Genomic DNA, 14,314 nt, shown 5'->3' with positions numbered 1-14,314 from the left:
ATGCTTTTTTACATCGTAAAGAAGGCGGGAAATCAGCAAAGCTTAACCTTGGCTCTTTTGAACAAACATCATGTTGTTCATTTGTGCAGGATAAATGAAAAATACATAACAGTAGGAGTGTTTATTGAATGAAGAAAGCTATGCTTGCCTTAGCAGCAACAAGTGTAATTGCCTTATCAGCATGTGGGTCATCTGATAAAATCGCAACCTCTAAAGCTGGTGACGTAACGAAAGATGAACTTTACGCATCACTAAAGCAACAAGGTGGGAAACAAGTTTTACGCAACATGATTGTTGAAAAGGTATTTATTAAAAACTACAAAGTTGATGACAAAGACGTTGATAAAAAATACGACGAATTTAAAAAGCAATACGGCGATCAATTTGATACATTGTTAAAACAACAAGGTATTAAAGAAGAAACATTAAAAACAAGCGTACGTGCTCAATTAGCTCAAGAAAAAGCGGTTGAAAAATCTATCACTGATGAGGAAGCAAAGAAGAAATACCGTGATAAACGTGTATTCGCAAAACATATTCTTGTAAAAGATGAAGAAACTGCGAAAAAAGTGAAAGAAGAGCTTGGACAAGGTAAATCTTTTGAAGATTTAGCGAAACAATACTCTGAAGATCCAGGATCAAAAGAGAAAGGCGGCGACCTAGGTGAATTAAAACCAGGTACTCTTGTAAAAGAATTTGAAGATGCTGCTTTCAAACTGAAAAAAGATGAAGTAAGCGAGCCTGTAAAATCTAGCTTCGGTTACCACATTATTAAAGTAACAGACATTAAAGATGCAAAACCATTCAAAGAAGAAAAAGCATCACTCAAGAAAGAAATCGCTCAGCAGAAATTACAAGATCCACAATTCTTAAACGAATTCCAAAATAAAGAAGTGAAAAAAGCGGATGTGAAGATTGAAGATAAAGACTTAAAAGATATCTTCGAAACTCCAAAAGCTGATAAAGAGAAAAAATAACAAAAAAACTGCCAGGTGTGCCTGGCAGTTTTTTTCATACTACAGTCGCTTTATCCACTTATAAAAAAAGCATCCAGCAAAAAGCTAGATGCAGATAAAAAACACACGGGAAGATGCAAACTCTTCCCCTAACCCGTATGCTATTATAACAAAAAAACGATAAAAAAGTATAAAAAATTTTAATTTCTTTTGAAATATAATAGATTTTGTCGTTTATCCTCACTCTAAATGTTTCATTTGTGCGGAGACGCTGCGGAAGAAATGATCAAGATAACATTACTTTATCTTTCATCAACTTTCGCCTTCCTTTTCATATACTTCCTTCTCTCATCATCCTGCTATCGTTTATATGATTGCTCCTTCTTTAAAAAAATGAGATTAACATGTAAAATTCCATAAAACAGCATAAACAAGAAAAAAAGCGCCTAAAGGAGTTATTTCCTCCCTCTAAGCGCTTTTTATCACAATTTGCTATTTAGATAATGCTGCTTATTTTTGTTCGTCTACAGGCACAGCAGCGTCTTTTAATGCTTGTTCTAATTCCGCTGTATATTTTGCTGTTTCTTCATTCGTCCAGCCTAGTTTTGCAGCCATGTATGCAATCACAGGCTCTTTCCAGTCGTATACCCATTGAATGTTGAAGAATACAGCTCCTCTGCGGCGTACAAAGAAGTCGACAGGTTTTGCTGTCATTTCATAGTCCATTGCGTATACAAGCGGTACAAGGACGTCTAATGGCATGTTGTATTCTTTTGCATCCTCTTTTAAATCTTTTGCTAAGTTAAAGAGAACATCAACGTTAGAGCCGTAGAATTTCGCAAATGCTTCTGCTTGCTCAGTTGTTAAGCCGTATTTCGTACCTTCTCCTGCTTTTTTCGAAACGAATGCTGGTAATCCTTCAGAACCACCTACATGTCCACCAGAGATTGGCATATGTTTCGTTTTTGTTTTTGGTAATGCACTGTGACCCTCTTTTTGCATTAAAGATGCAACGTAGTCAACAACCATTTCTGCCATTTTACGATATCCAGTTAGCTTACCACCAGCGATTGTAATTAGGCCTGAATCAGAAGTCCAAATTTCATCTTTACGAGAAATTTCAGATGCGCTCTTACCTTCTTCATAAATTAACGGACGAACACCAGCCCAGCTTGATTCAATATCTTTTTCTGTAATTTTCACAGTTGGGAACATATAGTTAATCGCTTTAATAATATATGCGCGATCTTCTGTTGTCATTTTTGGTACCGCTGCATCTTTATCATAGAATGTATCAGTTGTACCAACGTATGTTTTGTTACCACGTGGAATCGCGAAGACCATACGTCCATCTGGTGTATCGAAATAAATCGCTTGGCCAAGTGGGAAACGTTTTTGGTCGATAACTAAGTGAACACCTTTTGATAATTGTAGTACTTTTCCTTTTTTCGAATTATCTTTTTCACGAAGTGTATCTACCCAAGGACCTGCTGCGTTTACAATTTTCTTACCGTAAACTTCATATACGCTTCCATCTAATAAATCGATGACACGTACACCGCATACTTTTCCATCTTTATATAAGAAACCGTCTACTTTTGCATAGTTAACAGCTTTTGCGCCGTGCTCGATTGCTTCTTTCATAACTTCGATTGTTAAACGAGCATCATCTGTACGATACTCTACGTAGTAACCGCCGCCTTTTAACCCTTCTTGTTTTACAAGTGGTTCTTTCTTCATTGTTTCCTCACGGCTAAACATTTTTCTGCGTTCGCTTCGTTTTACACCTGCTAAGAAGTCATATACGCGAAGACCGATTGATGTTGTAAATGCACCAAATGTACCGCCCTTATGGAATGGAAGTAACATCCACTCAGGTGTTGTTACATGGGGACCGTTCTCATATACAATCGCACGCTCTTTCCCTACTTCTGCTACCATCTTCACTTCAAATTGTTTTAAATAACGTAAACCGCCATGTACAAGTTTTGTTGAGCGGCTTGATGTTCCTGCTGCAAAGTCTTGCATTTCGAACACAACTGTTGATAATCCGCGCGTTACAGCATCTAATGCGATACCAGAACCAGTAATACCGCCACCAATTACAATTAAATCTAACTCTTGTTTATGAACACCTTTTAATACGTCTTTACGTTGTTTACTTGAAAATTTCATGGTATTTCCTCCCTTTGATACGAAAAAAAGAGACCACAAACAACACTATAGAAATCTCTCTATAGCGCGTTATGGTCTCTCCATATCTCCTACCGAATTATTAACTTACCATCATTATAACACTGTTTATGATTATTTAAAAGCTTTTGTTGCTTCAATTGCTTTTTTCCATCCAGCATATAGTTCTTCGCTTCTTTCCATCTCCATTTCTGGTGTAAAGCTTCGATCCATATCCCATTGTGCTTTAATTTCTTCTTGACTTTCCCAATATCCAACTGCAAGCCCTGCTAAATATGCAGCACCTAGCGCTGTCGTTTCACTAATCATTGGACGCTCTACTGGAACTTGTAACACATCGCTTTGGAATTGCATTAAAAAGTTATTTTTCACTGCGCCGCCATCAACGCGTAACGTTTTCAGCTTAATGCCAGAATCTGCTTCCATTGCGCATAATACATCTCTTGTTTGATATGCTAATGATTCTAACGTTGCACGAATGAAGTGCTCTTTCGTTGTACCGCGTGTTACACCAAATACAGCTCCGCGTACTTCACTATCCCAGTATGGTGTTCCAAGTCCTACGAATGCTGGTACAACATATACACCGTCCGTTGATTCAACGCGTGATGCATACTCTTCACTCTCACTTGCATCATGAACCATGCGCATGCCATCACGTAACCACTGAATTGCTGAACCTGCTACGAAAATACTTCCTTCTAACGCATAATTTACTTTACCATCTAAACCCCATGCAATTGTTGTTAATAGGCCATGATTAGAGTTAACTGCTTTTTCACCCGTATTCATTAACATGAAGCAACCTGTTCCGTATGTGTTTTTCGCCATACCTTCACCGAAGCACGCTTGCCCAAATAACGCTGCTTGTTGGTCACCTGCCACACCAGCAATCGGTACACTTTGAGAGAAGAAGTGATAATCAACTGTATGACCGTATACTTCAGATGACGGACGTACTTCTGGTAACATGCTCTTTGGCACCGTTAACATTTCTAATAATTCATCATCCCATTGTAAATCATGAATATTGAACATTAATGTGCGTGATGCATTTGAATAATCTGTTACATGTGCTTTACCACCAGACAATTTCCATACAAGCCATGTATCAATTGTACCGAATAATAATTCACCGCGCTCTGCTTGTTCTCTTGCACCTTCAACGTTATCTAAAATCCATTTTACTTTCGTACCTGAGAAATATGCATCAATTAAAAGACCTGTTTTTTCGCGAACCATATCGCTATATCCTTTTTCTTTTAACTCTTCACAAATTTCAGCTGTTTGACGAGATTGCCATACAATTGCGTTATAAACCGGTTTCCCAGTTGCCTTCTCCCAAACAACTGCTGTTTCACGTTGGTTTGTAATCCCAATACCAGCGATTTGTTCTGGTTTCACATCCGCTTCACTTAAGCAAGTTGCGATAACCGCTAGAATGGATCCCCAAATTTCTTGTGCATTATGCTCTACCCAACCTGGCTTTGGAAAATATTGCGTAAATTCTTTTTGAGCAGAATGAACGATTTCTCCTTTTTTATTAAACAGAATGGCACGTGAACTTGTTGTGCCTTGATCTAATGAAAGAATATATGTTTCCATCCTTGTTTCCTCCCTATTATGCTACTTTTCTACTATTTGTATCGTTTCCGTTCTTTTTACCTGCTATATAAGAGATTGCTAGTATAATAACCGTTGCAATCACCACATATATAAGTGCTGTATTTTGTTTTCCGTCAAATACAACTTGATGAAATACACCTGCAAGCGATCCGCCTAAAATCGGTCCTACAACCGGAATCCATGCATACTTCCAATTTGATCCGCCCTTTCCTGCAATCGGAAGGAAGAAGTGTGCAATACGAGGTCCCAAATCACGTGCTGGGTTAATCGCATATCCCGTTGTTCCACCTAATGATAAACCAATACTCACAATTAAGAACCCTACGATAAATGGGTTTAAACCATCTGCAAATTTATTTGCACCAATTGCTAATATACCAAATACTAAAACGAATGTACCAATCATTTCACTCAGAAGGTTTGCAAATGTGTTTGGAATTGCTGGTCCTGTTGCAAATACACCTAACTTTGCTCCTGGATCTTCCGTTTCTTTCCAATGCGGTAAGTAATGTAAATATACGATAACAGCACCGATTATTGCCCCAATCATTTGTGCTACGATATATCCTGGAACATCACTCCATGGGAACGTTCCCTTAAATGCCAGTCCTATTGTTAATGCAGGGTTCAAATGCGCCCCACTAATAGATCCAACAGCATATGCTGCTACTGCAACCGCTAAGCCCCAACCCATTGTAATGACAATCCAGCCAGAATCCTTAGCAAACGACTTCTTTAAACTTACCCCAGCACAAACACCGCCACCAAGAACGATTAATAACGCTGTCCCTATTAACTCTCCTAAAAATGCTGACATAAAATCCCTCCACAATCAAATTAAACGTTTACAATGTGAAGGAGAGAAAATGAATGACCATTCGTTTTTTCAAAAAGAAAAGACCCACAGCCTACATGCCTCTATATAACAATATAGAAACAATAAAATGTGGATCTCTTCTTTTTCTCCGTCACGTTTATTAACTTATCTATAATGTTAACTGCAAATGAAAGCGGTGTCAACGAATTTCTTTCACATTTTCGTCACTTTTTTTGGAAATGTTTCCATAGTTCTTTTTTCGACGTTGTAATTGCTGTCGCACCAGCCTCTAAAGCCCTTTCTACATCAGCCACCGTACGAATAAAACCACCGGCTAAAATCGGTATTCCTGTGCGTTCGTTTACTTCCGCAATCACACCTGTTAAAGCTCCTGGAAGCACTTCGATATAATCCGGTTTTGTTTTCCCTAACAGATGACAGCTTTTTTCCATCGCACTTGAATCGATTAAAAAGATGCGCTGAATTGCTACAACGCCTTTTTGCTTCGCCTTCATAATCACGCTTGCCTTCGTCGATAAAAGCCCATATGGCTTATACTCTTGACATAAAAACTCTGTCGCATGACCATCGCTTTGCAATCCATGAATTAAATCAACATGTAAAAATACCTTTTTCTCATATTGCTTCGCTAAGTTCACAACACTTTTCAATTGTCCAATATGAATATCTAAAATGACAATATACTCATAAGAACTATGCACAAGCTTTTCTAAGTCTTTAATTTGCCTTACTGCTGGTAAAATTTTTTGTTCATGAAATTCCATTTAAGCTCTACCTTCCTCTCTACCTTTATAGTATAGCTAGTTCATAAAAAATTCACATCTTTTTTTGTCTGATTTTGTCGAATATCTTGTATCTTTTAGGACCATGAAAAAAGTGGATAACCTATTCGTTATCCACTTACGCTTATAGTAACACAGAATCCTTATCATTGTCTTGATTGCGGCGCTCCCGTTCTTCCTCTAAACGTTTCATATATATTTCGCCTTCTTTTTCAATAAACTCATGATCTATTTCTTGCTCTTTTTTCGAAGTATATAAAACCATGTAGCCACTTACGACAATTCCAATAATCACAAGATAAATCCACCATGGTAAAGTTTCCACTTTTCTTCCTTCCTTTCTTTTAGACAAGCCTTGTTAATTTCACTGTATGAAAGGAAGGCGATTTTTATGACTATATCATCTCAATACAAATAAAAACCGTCCCTCTTATTTTCCAGAACAGTTTTTCACCCTACAATAATCATAACCATACTTGCTAATGCAATATAAGGAGCAAAAGAAATCGCATCTGTACGCTGCTTCTTTTTCAAAAGAATGAGGCATAGCGTCCCTACAATTGCGAGTATACAAGCAAGAAATAAATGTAAAAGTATAGCATTCATCCCAAAGAAAAAACCAAGTAACGTATAAAGCTTCACATCTCCTCCGCCCACTTGTCCTTTTGAAGCAATCGCCAGTACAGCTAAAATTCCAAAAGCAAGAAGCGCACCTGAAATAGAAGAAACTAGACCGTTCTCTAACGGGAATATACTTCTCAGTATAATAATCGGAAATACAAATAAAAGTAACGTTTTATTTAAAATAAGCATTGCCATCATATCTGTCAGTGTGACAATAATCATCAATATTGCCAATACAGCTGCCATAATAAACGCCTCAAATGAATCGCTAATATACCATAACGAAGGTAAAAGTATTCCTGAAACAACTGCTGTACAGTGTTTGCCATATTTCATACGGGTAAACTCTCTTCCTTGAAGGGAAAAAACAGAAAACCATTCTAATCCGTATCCAATTATTACTCCACATATGGTAAGTAAAATATATATCATGCTTCAATCTCCTATTTAAAATAATGGTTGTCCATTGTGTTTCAATTTATTATATGTAGATGTCAATGAGCCGATTGAGTTTATAAATGGTAAATCTGGTCCCGCAGCTTCCGAATCAATTGTAAACTTTCTTTTCTCTTTCAATAACTTATCGACAAATTGAAACCCAACATCAACTGACGCCGTTACAAAAACCTTCTGCATGCCATCTTTTCCCCACGCAATCCCTTGAAACTTTCCACCATTTGCTTTTATAATTGCTTCCGCTTTTTTCTCTGCTCTAGCTTGGCTATGGGGTAGACTTTCCATCAATTGCGTTTGCATTTCTGGAGAAAATCCCCCTTCAGCTAATATTTCACTCCATGCTTTTCTCTTCCTCGCTCCTTCCCCCCAATCTAGCTTTTTCGCACTAATTTCAGAATATTTCTTTACATATCTTTCTTTTAAAAGAGGATCTAATGCACTAAAAGACTCAGCTATCGGTATGATTCCATTCACGATTTCATCACTTGCAGCTAAGCTCGCTTGCTGCGCAGCCGTTGTTGCTTTTTGCTTCATCGTTAATACTGTAGATGCACCATATATCATCGCAAAAGCTAACACAATGACAGTTAAAGACCCAAGTGTAAATAATGTTACATTTCCCTTCTCATTTTTCCTCATTATTCAATCACCTGACTTGCTACTTCTTGCTTCATTTCAATTGGCGGTATTTCCGTTTCTAAAAAATCCGGTAAAATCTTAATATTATAGTGTGTTAACACCTTAACTTTAAACTCTCCTTCACTATTCGGCGAGGTAATCTCGCTATCTTTTAAAGACAAAAAATTATTTGAATTGGTACCGATTGCTTTTTTAATAATTGAATTTGCTTTCGCACTATTCCCGGTTATCGAATATACTTTAGCTGCCTCGTTTGCTGCGCTATGGCCTAGAAAATAGCTATATGTAACGAGAGAAAATTGCCATAAAAAAACAAAAAATATAATTACAATTGGTAATATTCCAATAAATTCTAACGTTGCTGACCCTTCTTCATTTTTGAATAAGCGCTTCACTACTCTCCCCCTCCCAGTGCTTTAAATGACTATTCTTTTTTCCTTTTTAAATGTCTTTGTAAACGCCCACTTTTCAAAATTAACTTTATATATACAACAATAAAATGGAAAAAGTAACATACTAACAAGTAAATTCAGTAATACATATGTTGCATAATAAGGAGAAACTGCCTGTACAATTAAATTGATTCCATATTTAATGAGTAATTCAATTCCTCCGGTTGCTATAATCATAAATAAAATTTTAAAGAAATTTGATTTTGTAACGTGCATAGCAAACTTAACATTCTTCCACAAACCTTCATTTTTAAAGCACATTATGATCGGAGGTGCAAACAACGCAGCCATAATTACAATTCCTGGCAAAACGAACAACAACATCCCTGCTGCAGATAAAAAGCTATATAGCACGACATATACAAAAAAACCGAATCCGTATTCTAAGAAAAAGAGACACGTCTTCACATAAGGACGCTGCTCTTCATCAACAATTGTCAAAAAATAGACAAGAGGAGCTGCCCCTAAAGTAGCAAACAACACGGAAATAAATACATTATAAACGGACATCCCTATTTGATCAGACGCCGTTCGAACTTCAAAAATAATTGGTTGGATTTCCGTCAATACATACATAGGTAAAATAACGATTATCGTTAATAAAATCAGACTTTGAAAGTTTTCTTTATACAATTCGAAATACTCATGTACATATTTACCCATCATCTATTTACCATCCTCTCTAAATGTTTACTCATTAACTTTCCTGTTAGTGTATATGGAATTAATGATCTACTTTTACCATAAAGCACTTCATATACAAACTCTTGTTCCACCTTATTGCTCACAGGGGAAGTAATAGAATCTGATAAAAAAACTTCATAATAGGAATCTATTTTATTTACTTTAAAAGATAACTTTTCACATTGCTCTTCATAATTATAATCAAAATGCGTCTCTAACCTTCCACCTATGCTTGAACCTTTATGAGCCAAAATATAATGTTCCAGTTTTGGAATTTGCCCTCTCCAAAAAAACGTAAACAAATAAAACGCATTATAACCAATGACACCGATTTGGAAATCTAACTGAATCGCTATTTCTTTAAACATCTTAAAAAAGCATTCCAAATCATTCTTTTCAGGTTGCATCAAATAATTCGCATCCGCTATAAAATAGATGGCATCTCGTTTTTGGTACATTCGAAAGACTTCTTTTCCACTTTCATCTATTTTTATCCACTCCGATGTTCCGAACCCTTTGACAAAAGCTGCTTCTTGTAAAAGGTGTTCTACTTGCATTTCGAAAGGATTGGATGAATCTATCGAAGTGAACTCTGTTTTTATTCGATTTGGAACAAAGCTATTCCCATATTGTTTTATTACATCAAGCAATCTTGCTATTTTTTCACTATTCATGACATCTGCCAATGAATCGTACTCTTCTACATCTTTCCGTAACATCCCAACAATATATCCCATTTTTATCCCTCACACTAATTACGTAACTTCTTTTTATACTCTTTATGAAACTGTTCTTGACTAACCTTTATAATATGCTGTGCTAACTCTTCTCTCTGTGAAATACCTTCATATACTTTATGATATCGAATTTCGGCTCTATATTTCTTCATATGATACAACCACTTGGTATATGTAATACCACTGTTAAATTTAGATATACAGCTAAGGACCTCCCTTTTATTTTCTAGATTCATTTTCGTCAGTTCCTTTTTGCATCTCTGTATCTCTTTTCTTGCTGAAATATACAGTTTTTCCATCTCAAACAAATAATGCGTATGATATTTTAATAATTCTTTCGCAACATCATAAGACTCCGTATCAATCGGTTCATTAAACTTACATGTTAATGCACTTCTTGCCTCTAAAAATTCAATAAACTTATCGAATTCTACCATGATATCCAAAATACACTTTAATACTTCAGTAATAAAGGAAGTCTCTTTTTCTTCTTGCTGTAACATAATGATCAATTCAACTAAATGTTGTTTCAATTTTACGCATAACGGTTGTAATTCAAGACTAGGTGTAAGAGTGGCAAAATAATTCTTATAATTTATTATGATGCTTTCAATTCTCTCCGCTTCTCTTCGTGAAATAACTTGTCCATATTCATTAACAATAAGTGTTCCTCTCCAGCCTCCTTTTGAGCCTCTAGAAAATATAAATCGAAAATATTTGTTGCCATTTTCTTCATATGAATTCCATAAACTCACTGTTTCTTCATATGAAATAAATACAGCTGAATAATACTTTTTTTTATAACCATTTGCTGTTTTCCACACTTCTGGCGTAGGGGTAATTTTTTTCGCATCTTGTTTTTGCATTCTTTCTCCTCCAGATGAAGTACCGTATATAACAAAACAAGAAAGTATAATCATGATCGTTATACTTTCTTATTATAGAAATGCTTTATCCAAACAAGCCTGTTAACTTTTTAAAGCCATCTCCCATTTTCTTAAAGAAGTTTTTCGTACCTTCATATATTTTTTTATCATAACCTTTTTTCGCAAGCCATTTATAAAGTGCACCTGCTGCAAATATTCCAGCTCCTGCAATCATGATTCCAGCTCCGACAGCTGGATTTACTAGAAGTGCCACCTCTCCAGCAGCAAAAATCGTTTCACCAACTGAAGAAACACCGTCTCCCATTGTTGATCGAAACGCATCGGAAGCCCCATCTTTTTTATAAATTTCACTCGCCTGGTTAAATTTAGCATACGCATCCACAGCACTTAAACCGCCAGATACAACAGAAGTACCTACATTGAAGTGTGCGAGCCATTTCACTTTACTTCCAGCTTTAATGATTTCCTCTAACTTCCCAAGCTCATGAGTTAGATTTGCAACCTTTGTACCGCTGTTTACAATCTTCCCTTCCAAAACTGCTATTTCTCTTGAATATTTCTGCTCAAGAGAAGACATATCACCTAATATTTTTGAAGCTTCTGCAGAATTCCCAGCTGCTCTTGCATTATTATACTTTTGTTGCAACTCTTTCATTAATTGTGTTTTTTTAGATTTCTCTTGACTAATTTTATTTTGGAGATCACTTAGAATATTTTTTTCGCTATCTAAATTTCCGAGTTTCGTTGCATGTTCTCCTTTTGCCTCATTCAATTTAGATATTATAGAGTTATATTCTGTGCCCTCTGCTTTTGCTCCCTTGACACTTTTATAATTATTATATATGTCATAACCATCTGACCCAAATTCTATCGCATCAATACCTTGCAATTTCCCTGCAGTACGGCCTACATCTAGTATTGACTTTGTTCTTGCCTCTCTTATTTTCCTATTTCTATCAAGGGTCCCCTCATCCATACCGGTTAAATTCGAAAATATATTTTTATTTTTATCATTACCATAACCTATTTGATGTTTTCCTACATCTATACCAGTTTTAGCCATGGAAATACTATCTTGAATTTGCTTACAAGTGATGGTTGGTTGAAGACAACTAATAGCTTCAATCTCACCATCCGTCATTTCACCAGACTTCGAGTTTCCACCTTTCGTACTACCAGGGTTTGCAATTGTTCCAGGATTTGAAATCGTTCCTGGGTTTAAGTTTGGGTCAACATGAATAGAACCGGGATTTAAACTTCCTGGGTTCAAACTTCCTCCGTTCAAGCTACCGGGATTTAATCCACCTGGGTTCAAACTTCCTCCGTTCAAGCTACCGGGATTTAGTCCACCAGCGTTTAAACTCCCTCCATTCAAACTGCCGGGATTTAGTCCACCAGCGTTTAAACTCCCTCCATTCAAACTGCCAGGATTTAGTCCACCAGCGTTTAAACTCCCTCCATTCAAACTGCCGGGGTTTAATTCACCTGGATCTAGACTACCAGCGTTTAGGCCACCTGGATTCAAACTACCAGCGTTTAGGCCACCTGGATTCAAACTACCTGGATTTAAACTGCCGACACTAGCCGAGACTTTCCACGCCATAAACGGCATCATTTGTAGAAAGAAAATAAAAGTTAACGCAATTATTGCACATATTTTCCTAAGTCGCACTCACATTTCACTCCCATCCCCAATTTGTGCGTACTCTGCCTACTATTGTTCATTTTTTTTATAAGTGTCGTTTATTTCCGCTTCTTTTTCTTTTTTCATCTTATCAACTTGTGCTCTCATGTCTTTTGCATACGGTTCCATTACATTGTCTCTAAAATCTATTAAATACTTTTCTAGTTCTTGCTTTACAGCCTTAATAACTTTTTCCTCTTTTGGATTTCGTTTCTCTAACTGTTCAGCGACATCATTTACAAAATATTTTTGTTCGATTAATGCATTAAACCATTTATGTTCTAAACTATAAATATCTAGTGAGGTAGTTGTTGCTTTTCCACTTACTTCCAAACTAGATTTTGTTCTCCATTCTGACCATTTTAGAGAAAGATCTTTTCCTTTTTTAAACTCACTTTCTAGTTCCTTCGTATTTTTTGCCGAAACATATTTTCCTTTCGTCGCTTCAGCTACTTGCTTTAATTGCTGTTGTGATTCATTATCTACATCAAAGCCAATCACATTCACAATCGGCTGAATGTTCGATTCTCCTAGTTGTTTTGCTACAGCGACTGGATCTCCGCCGCACGTTTCAATTCCATCACTGACAACATAAATAATATTCGTATTCTTTTCGCCTGGAGCATTCGTAAAATTCTCCATCGACTTTTGTAATGCTCCTGCTAGTGGCGTCCATCCTGTCGATTGAAATTGATCTAATGCTTGTTGAAATGACTGCTCTTGATATGCTTGGCGAGAGTATACAGTATCAATTGCCCCGCACGATACTCCCTTATCTTGTTCTTTATTTGACCCTTTATGACCGTAAGCAACAAGGGATACATTCGCTTCTTTCGGCAACGATTTCGCAAAATTACGGACTGCTTCTTTTGCTACTTCCATCTTTGTTTTTCCATCTACTTTCCCAGCCATGCTCCCGCTAGAATCAATAATAATTTCAACATTTAAATTCTCTTTTAAAGTTTGGTTCGCTCCTTTTTCATTCTCATCTGTTGGCGTTGGTTTAATATCTGGATTATAATCCAGCTTATAAGCTGGAAGCTCTCGTTTTGTTAACTTAAAAAGTTCCATCATATAGAAATTTTTCAACTCTTCATCTGACATGGAGCTTGCATCTAATTTCTTATGACTTTTCTCAATCTCATCGACTACTTGATCTATATTTTCTTTCTTCTTTCGTTCTTCTTCAGATAACTTTCCATAAGCTCCTACAGGAAAACTCACAAATTCTTCCATTGTTTTTGGAAATTTTACTACAATTTCTTTTGGTTGTTTCTTCTCCTCCTTCTTTTTCTCTGATACCGGTTGTTCTTCTGGTTTTTTTTGCTCCTCCGATTGACTGGTCTGATTTTGGCAACCTACTAAAAAAACAAATAGACTAAGAGAAAAAAATAAATATTTTAAACTTTTAATCACGTTGTACACCCTTTCAACTTAACAGCTTAGCGCAAAGTATTTACTTTGCGCTCTTAGTTATTAGTTCAGTTTTAACTTGTCAGCTAGTCCTTTAAATACCTCTCCTATTTTTCGCCAATCTCTTTCCCTACGTTGCCACCAAATACTTTGACTAATGCCGCCGCTAGAACAACTACTACCGCTGCAATCCCTAACCACTCTAATGCTTGGGAACCATCTTCATTTTTCATAACGCGCTCTTTCACATTCTCCAATTGCATATTTCCCTTCACATACATCTTTGTCATAAACTGATTCATATATTTGCTCTCCCTTTCTATTCTTTTATGTTTTATCCCCA

The 14,314-nt window shown here is 36.4% G+C and carries 15 protein-coding genes; 1 reads left to right on the top strand and 14 read right to left on the bottom strand.

Annotated features, from left to right (window positions below; all coding sequences use genetic code 11):
* The first annotated feature begins 128 nt into the window (after positions 1–128).
* Positions 129–977, top strand: a complete 849-nt coding sequence (prsA, locus tag MR058_RS01220; RefSeq protein WP_242142101.1) for a peptidylprolyl isomerase PrsA — start codon at positions 129–131, stop codon at positions 975–977.
* A 489-nt stretch (positions 978–1,466) separates the two neighbouring features.
* Here prsA and MR058_RS01215 read toward each other — a convergent pair whose 3' ends face one another.
* The 14 genes from MR058_RS01215 to MR058_RS01150 all read right to left on the bottom strand — a co-directional run bounded on the left by MR058_RS01215 (position 1,467) and on the right by MR058_RS01150 (position 14,273).
* Positions 1,467–3,131 (bottom strand): glycerol-3-phosphate dehydrogenase/oxidase, encoded by a 1,665-nt coding sequence (locus MR058_RS01215; protein WP_242142100.1) that lies wholly within the window; start codon positions 3,129–3,131, stop codon positions 1,467–1,469.
* Between the two features lie 132 nt (positions 3,132–3,263).
* Complete coding sequence (gene glpK, locus MR058_RS01210) at positions 3,264–4,754, bottom strand: glycerol kinase GlpK (RefSeq protein ID WP_242142098.1); 1,491 nt, start codon at positions 4,752–4,754, stop codon at positions 3,264–3,266.
* Positions 4,755–4,770: 16 nt separating this feature from the next.
* On the bottom strand, positions 4,771–5,592 hold the full coding sequence (glpF, locus tag MR058_RS01205) for a glycerol uptake facilitator protein GlpF (protein ID WP_242142096.1): 822 nt from the start codon (positions 5,590–5,592) through the stop codon (positions 4,771–4,773).
* Positions 5,593–5,816: 224 nt separating this feature from the next.
* The gene (locus MR058_RS01200) at positions 5,817–6,377 is read right to left on the bottom strand and encodes a glycerol-3-phosphate responsive antiterminator (protein ID WP_242142094.1); all 561 of its coding nucleotides are present in this window, start codon (positions 6,375–6,377) and stop codon (positions 5,817–5,819) included.
* Between the two features lie 142 nt (positions 6,378–6,519).
* On the bottom strand, positions 6,520–6,720 hold the full coding sequence (locus tag MR058_RS01195; protein WP_242142093.1) for a sporulation YhaL family protein: 201 nt from the start codon (positions 6,718–6,720) through the stop codon (positions 6,520–6,522).
* Positions 6,721–6,845: 125 nt separating this feature from the next.
* Positions 6,846–7,451, bottom strand: a complete 606-nt coding sequence (locus tag MR058_RS01190) for a prepilin peptidase (RefSeq protein ID WP_242142091.1) — start codon at positions 7,449–7,451, stop codon at positions 6,846–6,848.
* Between the two features lie 15 nt (positions 7,452–7,466).
* Positions 7,467–8,114, bottom strand: coding sequence for a pilus assembly protein TadG-related protein (locus tag MR058_RS01185; protein ID WP_242142089.1), 648 nt, complete (start codon positions 8,112–8,114; stop codon positions 7,467–7,469).
* Positions 8,114–8,509 carry a TadE family protein gene (locus tag MR058_RS01180; protein WP_242142087.1) on the bottom strand — a complete coding sequence of 132 codons (396 nt, stop codon included), beginning with the start codon at positions 8,507–8,509 and terminating at the stop codon, positions 8,114–8,116. Before MR058_RS01180 ends, MR058_RS01185 begins: the two co-directional genes overlap by 1 nt.
* A 21-nt stretch (positions 8,510–8,530) precedes the next feature.
* On the bottom strand, positions 8,531–9,232 hold the full coding sequence (locus MR058_RS01175; protein ID WP_242142085.1) for a YciC family protein: 702 nt from the start codon (positions 9,230–9,232) through the stop codon (positions 8,531–8,533).
* Positions 9,229–9,987 carry a hypothetical protein gene (locus MR058_RS01170; RefSeq protein ID WP_242142084.1) on the bottom strand — a complete coding sequence of 253 codons (759 nt, stop codon included), beginning with the start codon at positions 9,985–9,987 and terminating at the stop codon, positions 9,229–9,231. The genes MR058_RS01175 and MR058_RS01170 overlap by 4 nt, the downstream gene beginning before the upstream one ends.
* A gap of 14 nt (positions 9,988–10,001) precedes the next feature.
* On the bottom strand, positions 10,002–10,853 hold the full coding sequence (locus MR058_RS01165; RefSeq protein ID WP_242142081.1) for a hypothetical protein: 852 nt from the start codon (positions 10,851–10,853) through the stop codon (positions 10,002–10,004).
* A gap of 85 nt (positions 10,854–10,938) precedes the next feature.
* Entirely contained in the window at positions 10,939–12,477 is a 1,539-nt protein-coding gene (locus MR058_RS01160) for a hypothetical protein (RefSeq protein ID WP_242142079.1), read from the bottom strand.
* A 111-nt stretch (positions 12,478–12,588) separates the two neighbouring features.
* Positions 12,589–13,974 carry a VWA domain-containing protein gene (locus MR058_RS01155; RefSeq protein WP_242142078.1) on the bottom strand — a complete coding sequence of 462 codons (1,386 nt, stop codon included), beginning with the start codon at positions 13,972–13,974 and terminating at the stop codon, positions 12,589–12,591.
* Positions 13,975–14,078: 104 nt separating this feature from the next.
* Positions 14,079–14,273 (bottom strand): hypothetical protein, encoded by a 195-nt coding sequence (locus MR058_RS01150; protein ID WP_242142076.1) that lies wholly within the window; start codon positions 14,271–14,273, stop codon positions 14,079–14,081.
* Positions 14,274–14,314: the final 41 nt, after the last annotated feature.

Origin of the sequence: Bacillus cereus group sp. BfR-BA-01430, from assembly GCF_022663115.1 — a bacterium.
Taxonomy (GTDB): Bacteria; Bacillota; Bacilli; order Bacillales; family Bacillaceae_G; genus Bacillus_A; species Bacillus_A cereus_BD.
Note: the sequence above shows the minus strand (reverse complement) of the source record. Positions and strands in the feature narration are given on the sequence as shown.

What these genes read in the sequence shown, in the direction of transcription:
- prsA (WP_242142101.1), top strand. Translation starts at nt 129, where the DNA reads ATGAAGAAAGCTATGCTTGCCTTAGCAGCAACAAGTGTAATTGCCTTA.
- MR058_RS01215 (WP_242142100.1), bottom strand. Translation starts at nt 3,131, where the DNA reads ATGAAATTTTCAAGTAAACAACGTAAAGACGTATTAAAAGGTGTTCAT.
- glpK (WP_242142098.1), bottom strand. Translation starts at nt 4,754, where the DNA reads ATGGAAACATATATTCTTTCATTAGATCAAGGCACAACAAGTTCACGT.
- glpF (WP_242142096.1), bottom strand. Translation starts at nt 5,592, where the DNA reads ATGTCAGCATTTTTAGGAGAGTTAATAGGGACAGCGTTATTAATCGTT.
- MR058_RS01200 (WP_242142094.1), bottom strand. Translation starts at nt 6,377, where the DNA reads ATGGAATTTCATGAACAAAAAATTTTACCAGCAGTAAGGCAAATTAAA.
- MR058_RS01190 (WP_242142091.1), bottom strand. Translation starts at nt 7,451, where the DNA reads ATGATATATATTTTACTTACCATATGTGGAGTAATAATTGGATACGGA.
- MR058_RS01185 (WP_242142089.1), bottom strand. Translation starts at nt 8,114, where the DNA reads ATGAGGAAAAATGAGAAGGGAAATGTAACATTATTTACACTTGGGTCT.
- MR058_RS01175 (WP_242142085.1), bottom strand. Translation starts at nt 9,232, where the DNA reads ATGATGGGTAAATATGTACATGAGTATTTCGAATTGTATAAAGAAAAC.
- MR058_RS01170 (WP_242142084.1), bottom strand. Translation starts at nt 9,987, where the DNA reads ATGGGATATATTGTTGGGATGTTACGGAAAGATGTAGAAGAGTACGAT.
- MR058_RS01165 (WP_242142081.1), bottom strand. Translation starts at nt 10,853, where the DNA reads ATGCAAAAACAAGATGCGAAAAAAATTACCCCTACGCCAGAAGTGTGG.
- MR058_RS01160 (WP_242142079.1), bottom strand. Translation starts at nt 12,477, where the DNA reads ATGGCGTGGAAAGTCTCGGCTAGTGTCGGCAGTTTAAATCCAGGTAGT.
- MR058_RS01150 (WP_242142076.1), bottom strand. Translation starts at nt 14,273, where the DNA reads ATGAATCAGTTTATGACAAAGATGTATGTGAAGGGAAATATGCAATTG.